Source organism: Rhizobium indigoferae (assembly GCF_034554815.1).
GTDB lineage: Bacteria > Pseudomonadota > Alphaproteobacteria > Rhizobiales > Rhizobiaceae > Rhizobium > Rhizobium leguminosarum.
Genome location: NZ_CP140635.1, coordinates 448,771 through 462,274 on the forward strand (window position 1 = coordinate 448,771; position 13,504 = coordinate 462,274).

The following is a 13,504-nucleotide window of genomic DNA, read 5'->3' on the forward strand; positions in this document are numbered from 1 at the left end:
ATGAAGATTGCTTGGGTATCGTCAGACATCAGCCCGAACGTTGCCAGTTTTAGGTATCGCGCGCTTTATCCCAGCTTCGCCCTTGCGGACAATGGATTCCAAAATGCCTATTTCTCGGTTCGCGATGCCAAGATCGAGCATTTGAAGGAGTATGATGTCGTCATATTCGTCAAGACGGTAAGCCATGTTTTGACCGCGATTATGCGGGAACTCCGCGAACGGTACGCACGAAAGGTCTTTCTCGATCTATGCGATTATGTCACGCATCCCAGGTACGGCAACAGCTCGGGGGAACTGCGCAGGGTTATCATTCTCTCTCAGGCTCCCTACATCGACGCTATCGTGGTGCCAACGGAGCAGCTGAGGAAGGTTTTATCCGCTTCGCTTTCGGATTCAATTCCGATCGTTGTTATTCCTGATCAAGCGGAGTCTAGTGCGCTCATTGAGCGCACGCGTGTTTTCAGCGTCAAAAAGATTGATCCCTATAGTCTAGCTGAACTTCGCCGCCTCGTTCGCCCGCGCGCTCGCTTGATCGCCCTGAAATCCAAAATAGGACGCCTGCAACGAGAGGCACGAGGGTCTTTTCTGTCTCTGCGGCTGCTGGTCGCAGAGCTGTCCCGCGCGCCGCGCAGCTTGCCGGCGAGGTTTCATCAGCGGCTTCGTAATTCTTGGACATCCGGCTCTCGAAGGGTCGCTTCTCTAGCGACTGCAAGTCGCAATAAAGTGGGGAATCAGGCGCGGGTCTCGGGTCTCAACGGTGGCAAGAAGCTCATCTGGTTCGGAAACTCGGGTTCGGACAGCTTTCAATCGGGCATACAAACCCTGACGCTCATTGCATCTGATCTGATCCGCCTTGCGCAGACGGTTGATTTCGAACTGGTCGTTATGAGTAGCCGCTCTGATGCTTATAGGACTTTGATAGAGCCACTCCCATTCCGGTCACGATTTGAGTTGTGGAGCCAGGAGGGCTGCTTTGAGGCTGTCAGGGCGAGTGACGCCTTCCTCATGCCCCAGATCGAGGATGAATTTTCAGAGTGTAAATCGGCCAATCGCGCGCTTCTGGCGCTTAGCTGCGGTACTCCGGTGATAGCTTCGCGTCTGATGTCTCTCGAGCCGTTGAAGGATTGCATCGTAACCGATGATTGGGAGGGCGGATTTCGACGGTATCTTCTCGACGAAGCGGCGACAAAGGCGGACCTTGAGAAGGCAAGATCGATTATTGAGAACGAATTCTCGGCAGAGGCTACAGGCCGGAAATGGCTCGAGCTTATGGGGTTGGAGAAATCCCGACCCGCCAAATCTCCGCAGGTTACCATATTCTTCCATCTTCTACAGGACATCCATGTGCTACTGCCAGTTGTGACGGCTTTGGTTGCACGCGCTGCCGAAGGCAAAAATGGCAACTCCTGTGATGTGGATGTGGTGCTTCTGAAGTCGGTATACCTTCAACAGCCGGATATCGTGCAAGAGATCGTAAACACCGGTGCGCGTCTTCGTCTTCTCACGGAGGACACGGACGAGGGCAATCTGCGAGCGCTCGATGTGAAGTCCGCGTCCGTCCTTATCGTCGGTGCGGAGACTTCCTTGCGCCCCCATCGATTGGTTCACGCGGCCGTGTTGAAAGCCAATGAACTCGGTATTCCAACGATATCCATGCAACATGGATTGGAAGCGCCGGGTTTATCCTACTTTGATGATCGCCATACCAGTGATGTGAAAATTGCGTCGTCATCCATATTCACCTATGGCGATCCTGCGCGATTGCCGAAGCGAGCATCATCTGATCTTGTGCGACGCTGCATTCCCGTAGGACGATTTGCGCCAAGCACGTCGCGGCACCTTGCGACGCTTCAGAGCAGCCTCGAGTTGATGAACCCTCGCCGCCTACCGGTGATCGCGATTTTTGAGAATCTGCATTGGCATCGGTATGAAGCCGATGGCTATCGCGGGCACTTCAGCGCGAACATCGAACGACTGGTGGACACGTTCAAGGATGTGTTTTTTGTCATAAAACCGCATCCGGCTGGCGTCTGGCTGCAAAAGAATCCCCGCATAACAACCCGGGCCAACACGCTTCTACTGCACCGGGATGATCCCGGGTTCGCCGGTGTCACCGCCGCCGATTTACTCTCGGCTTCACTAGCGGCCATCACAACTCCCTCGACAGTTGCAGTAGATGCGACCCAGCTTTGCCGGCCGGTTCTGGTCTTTGCCAATACGTTGGAGTTGCCTCTGTTTGAACCGCTCGAAATCGGTCGTTCCTATGAGGATATAGAGGCTTTTGTAACCCGTGCTCTTGACGGCAGTGCGACTATGGATGCCGTCAGCCGCTTCAAATCGTCCGCGTTGGCGGCGGGAAACGTTGCGTCCAACATCGTGTGTGAGATTGATCGCCTATTAGAAGATCGCAAGCCAAAACCGCCACAAAACGAGCACTTTAGCGAGTGATACCTCGCCCACGGCTCATCATTCTCCGCGGCATCAAAAGCTGTCTATTCCCGCTAATTCCATTTGATCCGATGGCGGGTAAGAATGTATGAGTGACACGCAACTTATCCGATCCAGCAGGAAGGCGATTGACGATGCCTACTTTTATAACCCAGATCAACGATCTTGCTACCCGCAATCTGGATGATGACACCATCCGCGTATTTGTCGGAACGGACAGCTCGCAGATGCTTGCTGTCAACGTTCTGGAATACTCGATCAAGCGCCATACCAATGCAAAGGTTGAGGTCTTTGGAATGCTGGATTTGCCGGTGCCCACACCGGTCGATCCGAGAAATGGTCAGCGTACGGGCTTCTCCTTTTCCCGCTTCACCATTCCAGCGCTGAATGGGTATAAGGGCAAGGCGATCTACATGGACGCCGACATGATCGTCATGAAAGACATCAAGGAATTGTGGAATATTCCCTTCGACGGCGCGAAGATCATTGTCCAGCAAGAGGTCAAGCATGCTGAGGTGACGACGGCGAAGGAGGGGGCTCCTGCCGCCCGTAAGAAGCAATGCGCTGTGATGCTGATCGATTGTGCCGCTTGCGCCTGGAAGGTCGAGGAGATCGTCCGGGGGATGGATGATGGCAAATACGATTACGATCAGTTGATGAGCCAATTCTGCATTCTCGAAGAAAACGAGGTCAAGTATGGCGTTCCATTCGAATGGAACTCACTTGAGCATTGGGACGTAAACACGCGCCTGCTGCACTACACCGACGTCTATACTCAGCCATGGACCTTTAGTGGCCATCCACTCGGATACATCTGGTTCAATGAAGTGAACCGAATGGTTGCCGAGGGGCAGTTGGCGATGGATCAGATTAAGAAAGAGATCGATATGGGCTATTTCCGGCCCTCTCTGATCGCTGATCTCAAGTATCTCAATAAAATTCCGGGTTTTGCACGCAAGGCCTGGTACAATTATCACAAGGCCAATGATAAGCGCCTGGGATATGTTGCGCATAAGGAAGTGTACGAGGCCAAGCGTCTCCGTACCAAGGCCATCAAGGAATATGAGGCGAAACTGGCCGCCGAGAAGGCAGCCTGATTCCGACCCCGTTATGATGCCCAAGGAGATTCTTGATAGTGAAGCAAGACACAGTATTGGTCACCGGTGGCATGGGCTTCATCGGCAGGCGGCTCATTGCACGCCTGGCGCAGCGGCCAGACATTAAGTCCGTTGTCGCGCTCGACAACTTTCATCCCCAAGTCCACGGCGAGAAACCGGCTAAATCTATCGAGGGGGCAATTGTTGAAGAAGGATCTGTGTCAGACAGGGCTTTCTTTGAAGGGGTGCTTGAGCGACACGATCCCGACCTGATTTTCCACCTTGCGGCCGAAACTGGGACGGGTCAAAGTTATCACGAAATTTCTCGATATTGTGATACCAACATCAATGGAACCGCCTATCTGATTGAAGGGTTGCGCAAGCTTCCCGACAGGGCAAGACGGCTCGTTCTGGCCTCTTCCAGGGCAGTCTACGGGGAGGGCGCCTACAAATCGAGCCTCGGCGAAATCTTCACGCCGAAGCCGCGTCTAAGCGAGACTATGTCTAAGGGGATTTTTGATCTCTACGACAGCGTTGGTGAAGCGGCTACCCCTGTCGCTACTCCTGAAGGCATTACTCTGCGTCCGTCAAGCATCTATGCTTCCACAAAGCTGATGCAGGAATACATATGCGTCCAAGGCCTCGACAACACGCGCATCCAACCGGTAATTCTCAGATTTCAGAATGTTTACGGGCCCGGGCAGAGTAGCAGGAATCCGTATACCGGTGTGCTCTCGATTTTTGGCCAGCAGATTTTAGACGGCAAGATTCTGAACATCTATGAAGATGGCGAGATCGTCCGCGATTTCGTTTACGTCGATGACATCGTCGAGGCGCTGATGCTTGCTGCTGTTGCTGGCAGCGTTGACAGTGAGCCGATAAATTTGGGAAGCGGCATTAGCACGACAATTCGTTATGCTGCTGAGTGCTTGCTCACCGAACTGGGCGCCAGCAAAGAAAACCTTCGCATTTCTGGCGATTTCCGGCCAGGGGATGTCCGTTTTGCGCTTGCCGATAATACCCGGGCTCGGACCTTGTTAGGGTACGAACCGAAAGTGAGCCTGGAAACGGGCATCGCGCAGCTTGCCCGCCACATAAAATCAGAACGCACCCAAAGATAGGCCAACGAACTTGGACCCAATCCAGATATTTATAGGCACCGATGAATACCAGATGATTGGCGCGAAGGTGCTGGCTCACAGCATCACTTCGCGTACAAGTGCTCCGGTGAAGATTCACTATCTCAGCGATTATGCCGCTCCTTCGCCTCAGAATCCGGCACTAAGGTCCAAGACTGGCTTCAGTTTCACACGTTTCATGATTCCGCAAATCTGCGGTTATGAGGGCCGGGCAATCTATCTGGATGCGGATATGTTGGTCTTTACCGATATCGCCGAATTATGGAATTGGCCGATGCCCGACGGGGTATCGCTTTTGTACGCTGAACAGCCGCCTGAACGCGGTCGTCGACCGCAATACAGCGTTTTCCTGGTAGATTGCGCCAAGGCGCGCTGGGATGCCAAGGAGCTAATGCAAAAGCTCGATACTGGTGTCTATGATTATCATTCTCTGGTCTACGAATTCTCTCATATGTCTGCCGACGAAAAGGCGATGATCTTGCCGTTCCGATGGAATGCGCTCGAATACTACGGCAGTGGCGAGACGAGCCTTATCCACTTCACCGATATGAATCGCCAGCCATGGGTAGAGCCGACCAATCCTAATCGAGACGTGTTTTACGCGGCAGTGAACGCTGCGCTGGACGCAGGTGATGTTACATTGGCGGATATCAATCAAGCTATCGGCAAAGGCTATATCCATCCTGCATTCCCGAAATGGATCGGCCGTTCGAAATCTTCAAGTTTCTTCCGCGATTTGTTCTGGCCTGCCCCGTATCTGCGCCTGCTGCCCGTTCAACATCGCATTCTCGCCCGTCTTAAGCGGTTACCGTCGTTGCTTTGAAATGTTCGATCGCGGTTGGGCGCCGCCTTCATAAGGTTCGCTGCTTGATTAGGCCCATACAAAGCCCACTTCACTGCCGGAGCGAAAGAGTGGGGCGAGGAACGGCACGAGTACTCATCCTTCTGCTATTTGACCTCTTCTCAAGCCGGTAAAACAGTGGCCCCGTTGCACAGATGCCGACCGAAATCGTGCGGGGTGGACTCGGAAAGTGAAAAGGTCTAACGCAACTTCATGATCAGAAGAGCGATAAACCTCGTTGAAAACAGCGTGCTCGAGTCGGCAAAACGCACGGTAGAGACCGAAAGACGCGGTCTTGAAGCGCTCGAACAGGCCTTTGACGACGGATTGGCCGGTCCCTTCACCCGGGCCGTCGAAGTCATCGGCGACATCTCCGGACGCGTGATCGTCACCGGCGTCGGCAAGAGCGGGCATATCGGCGCCAAGCTGGCGGCGACATTCGCCTCAACGGGAACGCCTGCCTTTTTCGTGCATGCGGCGGAGGCCACTCACGGCGATCTCGGCATGATTGCGCGCGACGTCGTCGTCTTGGCGATTTCCAAAGGCGGCGAGAGCGCCGAGCTCAAGAGCATCATTCCTTCACGCGGCGCTTCTCCATTCCGCTGATCGCGATCACCTGCAGCGAAGGGTCCTCGCTGGCGACCGCCGCCGATATCGTCCTCCTGATGCCGAACGAGCAGGAGGCCTGCCCGAATGGGCTGGCGCCGACGACCTCGACGCTGATGCAGCTTGCAATCGGCGACGCGCTGGCGGTGGCGCTTTTGGAGGCGCGCGGCTTTACCGCTACGGATTTCCACGTCTTCCATCCCGGCGGCAAGCTGGGTGCGAGCCTGATGCATGTCGCCGATGTCATGCATACCGGCGAGCGGCTGCCGCTCGTTGCCAAGGGCACACCGATGCCGGAGGCGATCACCGTGCTGTCGCGCAAGCATTTCGGCTGCGTCGGGGTGCTTGATGAAGATGGGCGGCTCTGCGGCATCGTCACCGAAGGCGACATGGCGCGCAATCTGACGCGCAATCTGGCCGAGCTTGATGTCGACGACATCATGACGCGGACGCCGAAGACGGTGAAGCCGACGGTGCTGGCGACCGCGGCCCTGGCGCTGCTCAACCAGCATCATATCGGCGCGCTGATCGTCATCGACGACGACAGCCGGCCGGTCGGCCTGGTGCATTTCCACGACCTGCTGCGGATCGGCGTCGCCTGACGAGCAGTTCTTCGACTAGATGGTGGTCTGCCGCACCCTTTTAAAATCTAAGTGATAGGGCGACGACGGCAAGGTCGAATTTCCACCTATAGGCTGTGATCAGCAAAGTAAGCCCACGGTGAGGGCCGTCTTGCGATGATGGGCTGCTGACTGCCAGTCCTAGTGGTAACACTAGGAGTAGTCATATGACGAAGCATCCAATTGAGGTGATCACGTCCGTAGAGCGCCGCCGCCGCTGATCACGCGAGGATAAGGAACGGCTTGTCGCGGCCTGCTTTGAGCCGGATGCGGTTATCTCGTAAGCGACAAGCTGACCCCATCTGGCGTCGGTGGCGTTGGCCGCTGTATTTCGGACAGACGATTCACAAACTGCGAGCTTCTATGTCTGCGCCTAGCTCTGGAACTAGAAACTTCCATATGATCGAGGCTGTTCCGGAACGACTTGAGGGCGCCCCACGGCAATTTCGGCGCCGCTGGTCCGATGATTTTAAAGCGCGGGCTGTGGCTGAGGCAATGGAGCCCGGCGCAAGCGTCTCGGCCATTGCGCATCGCATCGGCATACATCCCTCGCAGCTATTTGGCTGGCGTCGTGATGCTCGTGACGGACAACGATCCTCCTCGCAAGATCGGGCTGGTCAGGCAGGGACCAGGACGATTGGCACACGTGCGATGATCGAGCTTGTCATCGGCGACGTCGTTATCCGGGCCGACGCAGATATCGGCGAAGCACAGCTGCAGCGGGTGATCCGAGCGGTGCGATCGGCATGATCCCGTCCGGCGTGAAGGTCTTTCTTGCGAGCCATCCCATCGACTTCCGAAAGGGGCCGGACAGCTTGCTTTCGCTGGTACGGGATGCTGGCAGTGATCCGTTCAACGGTGCACTTTATGTCTTTCGGGCCAAGAGAGCAGACCGAGTCAAGATCGTGTGGTGGGATGGCTCCGGCGTTTGCCTCTATGCGAAGGGGCTGGAAAAAGCCCAGTTCTGCTGGCCCCGGATCGGCCATCATCGCGTCCAGCTCAATCATGCCCAGCTTCTGGCTTTAGTCGACGGAATGGACTGGAAGCGGGTTCGATCCACGCCGGTGAAGCCTCCCGAGATTGTTGGGTAAAACCGCTGCGGCGAAGTGAATCAGGTCCCTGAAACCATGGGCGGAGCGCGGCAAAATATGCTCTGATCATACCCATGACGCGGCCTGAGATTGAGCTCCCGGATGATGTAGAGGCTCTCAAAGCCATGGTCCTTGCCATGGCCGCAAAAGCAGCCCGCGTCGAGGCTTTGGAGAAACAGGTTGACGATCTAGAGGCCCGCAACGCGGACGCCGATGAGCGCATCGAGCGGCTGACGCAGATCCTGAAGGCTTTCGATCGCGCCCGATTTGGCCGACGCTCGGAAAAGCTCGGCTCATCCACCGTCGATGACGAGCAGCATGCCTTTGTCTTCGAAGAGATCGAGACCGGCATTGCGACGATCAAGGCTCAGGTCACCAAAGGCCGCGGTAGCGCGGACGGCAAACGCGCTCCGAGGCCACGCAAGGGCTTTGCGCCTCATCTTGAGCGCGTCGAGGTCGTGATCGAACCGGAAGAGCTTCCAGAACATGCAGGTAAGACCAAAACCCTGATTGGAGAAGACGTCTCCGAGCGGCTGGATGTCGTGGCAGCGAAGTTCCGTGTCATCGTCACCCGCCGGCCGAAGTATGCCTTTAGGAACGAGGATGGTGTCGTCCAGGCGGCGGCTCCGGCACACATCATCGAAGGTGGCATTCCGACGGAAGCACTTCTGGCCCAGATCGCCGTTTCCAAATATGCCGACGGGCTGCCACTCTATCGCCAGGAAGCCATCTACGCACGCGACAAGGTCGAATTCGACCGCAAGCTGATGGCTCAATGGATGGGCAAGCTGGGGTTCGAGCTCAATATCCTCGCCGACTACATCCTCGATGAGATCAAGAAGGCCGAACGGATCTTTGCCGACGAAACGACCTTGCCCACACTTGCTCCTGGTTCCGGATCAGCGAAGACGGCATGGCTATGGGCGTACGCCAGGGATGACCGGACTTTTGGGGGCAGCGGTCCACCGATGGTAGCCTATCGCTTCGAGGACAGTCGAGCCACCGAGTGTGTCGCACGACACCTGAGCGGCTATCGTGGAATCCTGCAGGTCGATGGATATGCCGCTTATAACAAGCTCGTCCGGAAAGATGGAGGCAATGACAGCGCCATCCTGGCCGGCTGTTGGTCGCACAGCCGGAGAAAGTTCTACGAGTTGCATGTCGCAAAGAGCTCGAAAGTCGCTACAGACACCATCGAGCGTATGGCTGGGTTATGGGAGGCCGAGGAGCGTGTGCGCGGCCAAAGCCCTGAAGCTCGTGTCGCTGCACGCCAGGAGATCTCCGCAGCGATCGTCCGTGACCTCTTCACTCTCTGGCAGGCCACCCTGCCGCGGGTCTCTGGAAAATCCAAACTCGCCCAGGCTCTGCGGTATGCCATCTCGCGTCGAGACATCTTCGAGCGCTTCCTGACCGACGGCCGCATCGAACTCGACTCCAACATAGTCGAGCGAGCAATCAGACCCCACGCCGGACCTGAATCATTGTGCACTCCTTCTCTAAGTATCTGTAAACATTGGAAGCGTCTCCGTGTCAGCAATGCGACACGGGCGGCCCTTTCGGGCTATCGCGGCTTGGACCCTCGCAGAAGCCAGGTCGCCGACCCTAATTTGATACGGCGCACCGCGAACCACCTGTTCGGCGGACAACACCTTCATCTTTATCAGATGGCGTATTCGATGGTTAGTTACGCCTAATGCCGCCGCAGCCTCGGTCATGGTCAGCCATTCGCCGTCTTTGTCCGCTGATTTGTACGCGTGGATTGCGCGAACTCGCCTTACAGAAGCGACCCGATGCGCGGTCCAGGTTTTTCCTTGCCCCGTTGGCATGCCCATTCGATTAAGCGACGCGGCGATATGTTCATCGGACCAGCGACCAGCCATGCTGCGCATCACCGCCAGGGCATCCTCAGTGGTGGCACAACCGTGTTCACCGGTCTGAGGCTTGCGGACCTTGAGTTCCGAATGCTGACCGCCCTTCCAATGGATCGTCAGCACCACGTCACGCACCGCATCGTCGACATCAACGACAATGTCGGCGATGAGTGTGCGCAGCAGTTGCTGGCGCACGCGCATGGTCACATCGGGCGAATCCCAGGCCGCCAAGAGATTGTCTGCTAAGTTCGCGAAGGTGCCTGGGTCGACCTCGATGGTCGAAGGACTGTCGGCAGGCTTGCGCCCTTCCAGATCCCGCACGCGGCGTAATGCAGTTTCCCAATTCTTCTCAAGCTGCGCGGCGATGAGACGATTGTCGGGATCGCATGCCGCATAGCGACGCTCAGCCAGGCCAGTCTCGTAGCGAGCCTGTTGTAGCTCCAGGTCGTGAATGTGCCGCTGGTCTTCCTGTCGCTCCCGGTGCATCCGCTCTGCTTCAAAGGTCGCTTCGATCGCTAACGGTTCTACCGCGCGCAACAACTCGCGCGCAACCGCCGCATCGACCTTCGGGCCACCGAACGTCATGCACCGGGGCAAGCCCATCATTAGATTCTGCTTGTCGCAGCGATAGACAGGACTTTGTGGATTGCCCGTATAGGCAACACTCAGCCGCCTCCCACACCGTCCGCAGGTTAGGAGTCCCGATAATAACGCTTTGCCGCCACGGCCCGATTTAGTCCCGCCCGAGCGGCCATAATTGTTGAGCGCTAATTGCTGTTGGTTGCGCTCGTACTCGTCCCAACTGATGTAACCTTCGTGATGATCCCGGATCATCATCTCCCAGGTGCCGACAGGCTTGCCATGCCCGTAACTGCGGCGTGCTCGTCCATCAACGATGGCAGTCCGCTTCTCGCTCTTCCCATAGACGTAGACGCCGGCGTAGAAGGGGTTTTTGAGGATGCCGATTACATTGCGATAACGGACCGGCGTCCAGACGAAGTTGGTCATGCGCCTTTCATCCGACGGCCGCGGAAAGTGGATTTGATCTTTCGTCATCGACAGCAGCACCTGACGCGCGCTTCCAAGCTCGTGGAAGCGCGCGAATATAGATCGGATTACGTCTTGCAGACGCAGATCGGGGTCAGTCCAAGCCCCGCTTCTCTATGCCAAATGTAGCCGAACGGAACGGAAAGTCGCAATTCGCCACGGCGCGCTTTCGATCTGGCAGCATCGAGCATGCAGGCTCTCAGCACGCCAAGTTCGAACTCGCTGATACTGCCCTTCATCCCCAGCAGCAGACGATCATTAGGCCGACATGGATTGTAGACACCATCGTGATCTATGACGCGAGCTTCAACGAGGCCACATAAATGCCATTCCCGCCACGATTTGCCGGCCGAGTGATAGAAACTCGTCAGTAGTTAAGAGCCACCAGCCAACGATCCAGCTTGCAAGCAATACTACGATCAGGGCGGGGAATATGCGTCGAATTCGCCTGGCATAGAACTCGCGATAACTGAACTGATTTAGCCTTGCACTCTGCAGAACCAACAACCCCCTGGAAGCCAGGAAGCGTCGGCGTGAAATAAGACGACCGAAAGCACTGCAAAGGCTCTGAGGCCGTCGATATCGAATCGATATTTCGAAACTTGCGGTCTTTGCTGATGCATTCTTGATAATTTACTGCTGGTTCGTCTTTACGTCGACACTTGCAGGCTAGGCTATTTGCCAAGCCTGCAACCTTCAATGCCCGGTGAAATACCCTTCCCTCTGCACCTGCTTCACAAATAGATCGATAGCGATCCCGCTTCCGTACTGCGAATAGTGAACCTTGTCTCGCAGCATCGGCAATCCGTCCTGGGTCTTGAGGCTGCAAGTCCCGTCTTTGCAGAACGCGGGATTGGGATCGAAAAAAGTTGCGTTTGGATGCCTGGCGAGAACATCTTTCAAAACCAGGGATAATTCTTGCTGCCGGTCCTGAACTTCGGCCTCAGTCACTCGGCAGTTCTTCACCGGCTGTTTGAATGGCCGGGCAAAGCAATACTTGGGCTCATAGTCGATCTCAGGCTTAGGGCCGAAAAGGAACACCTTGATTCCCTTCGATTCGAGAAATGAAACTCGCTTGTCGAGACCGTCCCGATAGCGCGGCGCCCATGCAGCGTCGCTTACGGCTATATTCGTAAAATAATCGATCAGGCGGCCAGCGCTGTCGAATCGCGGCCACTTTGCCTCCAGGATCGCATATCGCAGGCTTGGTGTCTCGGAGATGATCTTGTCCTGCGTCTCGCACTGTGTCTTGATCTCCGGATCTCCGGCGGACGCGCTTGGATCGCATGAGCCATATGACAAGATTATTTCATCCTTCGTGGCCGGATTGGCGACGAGGCCGGCCACAAGTGCGTTCGCGTAACTGTCCCCGAGAAGGATCATCGTGGGTGAGCCCTCACGCGTCTGCGTGCAGAAGTATCGGAAATTTGCCGGATATTTGGCTTTGCAAATGTCGTTGCTCGTGTATTTCCAGGTTGTGCCTTCTAATTGCTCATGGATCTTGGCATCCATGGCAATGCCCTCACGCATGGGCGCGCCATTGTAAAGATAAATCGAATACCCCGCCATGCCGACAATGCAGACGATGTAGGTCAGCGTCATCGTCACCGCGCGGGATTTCCACTTGCGGCGAATATTTGTTTCAATGAGCAGATAGGTGGCCGTTGCCAGCGCGAACGCCGCCAAAACAGCTGATACCCGAATTTCAAGATTTGGTGTGTCGCCCTCAATGAGGCGAGCGAATGCCAATAGCGGCCAATGCCAAAGATATAGGGGAAAGCTGATCAGGCCCACCCACACCATCGGGCGATTGGCGAGCAGCTTCGCATTGATCCAATTGCCAGAGGCGGAGAGGATGAGAAGGGCCGCTCCAACGCTTGGGAAGAGTGCGCGCCATCCAGGGAAAACGCTCGCTGGGGAAAGACACGCGAGTGTCGCACCAATCAGGATCGCACCTGCTATGGCCGTTAAGCTGGATGCACTCATCCGGTTTGCAGCCGCGCCGAAAAAAGAAGGATGCTTGCTGCGCCCGTCAATCAAGGCCTGCGCGAGCACGGCTCCAATCAAGAGTTCCCACGTGCGCGTGAAGGGCGAGTAGAAGGTTGCGACCGGATTGGCGTGGACACTCACTATATTGGCTATGAACGACAGCGCCGCAAAAAGCAGGATGATCGGGAGATTCGGAAGACGAAATTTGAACACCGCCCAAAGGATCGCAGGCCAGACGATGTAGAATTGCTCCTCGATCCCGAGCGACCACAGGTGAAGCAGCGGTTTCATTTCCGCCGCGCTGTCGAAATAGCCGCTTTCCTGCCAGAGGACGAGGTTCGACACGAAGCCGGCTCCGCCAGCGACATGCTTGCCCAGTTCCTTATATTCCTCGGGGAGAAGGGCAAACCATCCGAAAACCGCGGTCGTCGTAAGCACGATCGACAAGGCAGGGAAAATGCGCCGGACGCGCCTGCTGTAGAAGTCAAGAAGATTGAAACGGCCGCGGTTCAGGTCATCCAGAAGGATCGTCGAGATCAGAAAGCCGGAGATCACGAAGAAGATATCGACGCCGATGAAGCCGCCCGGCAGTACGGTCGGAAACGCATGGAACATGAGGACTGATAGGACTGCAATGGAGCGCAGGCCGTCTACGTCCGCACGATATCCTATTCCGTGAACACCGCGTTCGATCGGGGACGCATTTACCGGACGACCTGTGGATATATTCATCTTGTCTACACCTCGTTACCCGC

General features: G+C 56.1%; 8 protein-coding genes and 3 pseudogenes. 9 read left to right on the forward strand and 2 right to left on the reverse strand.

Annotated features, from left to right (window positions below):
* The 9 genes and pseudogenes from U5G49_RS02255 to tnpC all read left to right on the forward strand — a co-directional run.
* A complete protein-coding gene (locus U5G49_RS02255) occupies positions 1-2,448 on the forward strand; it encodes a hypothetical protein (RefSeq protein WP_193445720.1) in 2,448 nt (815 codons plus the stop codon).
* Between the two features lie 134 nt (positions 2,449-2,582).
* Positions 2,583-3,545, forward strand: a complete 963-nt coding sequence (locus U5G49_RS02260) for a glycosyltransferase (protein ID WP_193445721.1) — start codon at positions 2,583-2,585, stop codon at positions 3,543-3,545.
* 38 nt (positions 3,546-3,583) lie between these two features.
* A complete protein-coding gene (locus U5G49_RS02265; protein WP_210262351.1) occupies positions 3,584-4,666 on the forward strand; it encodes an NAD-dependent epimerase/dehydratase family protein in 1,083 nt (360 codons plus the stop codon).
* A 10-nt stretch (positions 4,667-4,676) separates the two neighbouring features.
* Positions 4,677-5,507 (forward strand): glycosyltransferase, encoded by an 831-nt coding sequence (locus tag U5G49_RS02270; RefSeq protein ID WP_193445722.1) that lies wholly within the window; start codon positions 4,677-4,679, stop codon positions 5,505-5,507.
* A 231-nt stretch (positions 5,508-5,738) separates the two neighbouring features.
* Positions 5,739-6,475 (forward strand): annotated as a pseudogene (locus tag U5G49_RS02275) (KpsF/GutQ family sugar-phosphate isomerase); the annotation flags it as partial.
* A 96-nt stretch (positions 6,476-6,571) separates the two neighbouring features.
* Positions 6,572-6,733, forward strand: coding sequence for a CBS domain-containing protein (locus tag U5G49_RS02280; RefSeq protein WP_246289307.1), 162 nt, complete (start codon positions 6,572-6,574; stop codon positions 6,731-6,733).
* A gap of 513 nt (positions 6,734-7,246) precedes the next feature.
* Positions 7,247-7,501, forward strand: a complete 255-nt coding sequence (locus U5G49_RS02285) for a transposase (protein WP_234907687.1) — start codon at positions 7,247-7,249, stop codon at positions 7,499-7,501.
* Positions 7,498-7,842 carry an IS66 family insertion sequence element accessory protein TnpB gene (gene tnpB, locus U5G49_RS02290; protein WP_193445723.1) on the forward strand — a complete coding sequence of 115 codons (345 nt, stop codon included), beginning with the start codon at positions 7,498-7,500 and terminating at the stop codon, positions 7,840-7,842. Before U5G49_RS02285 ends, tnpB begins: the two co-directional genes overlap by 4 nt.
* 74 nt (positions 7,843-7,916) lie before the next feature.
* Positions 7,917-9,311: pseudogene (gene tnpC, locus U5G49_RS02295) on the forward strand (IS66 family transposase); the annotation flags it as partial.
* Between the two features lie 27 nt (positions 9,312-9,338).
* On the opposite strand, the pseudogene U5G49_RS37315 reads toward tnpC, so the two are convergent.
* Together U5G49_RS37315 and U5G49_RS02305 are read right to left on the reverse strand one after the other, a co-directional pair.
* Positions 9,339-11,104 (reverse strand): annotated as a pseudogene (locus U5G49_RS37315) (recombinase family protein); the annotation flags it as partial.
* 352 nt (positions 11,105-11,456) lie between these two features.
* Positions 11,457-13,481, reverse strand: coding sequence for an acyltransferase family protein (locus tag U5G49_RS02305; protein ID WP_193445724.1), 2,025 nt, complete (start codon positions 13,479-13,481; stop codon positions 11,457-11,459).
* Between the last annotated feature and the right edge of the window lie 23 nt (positions 13,482-13,504).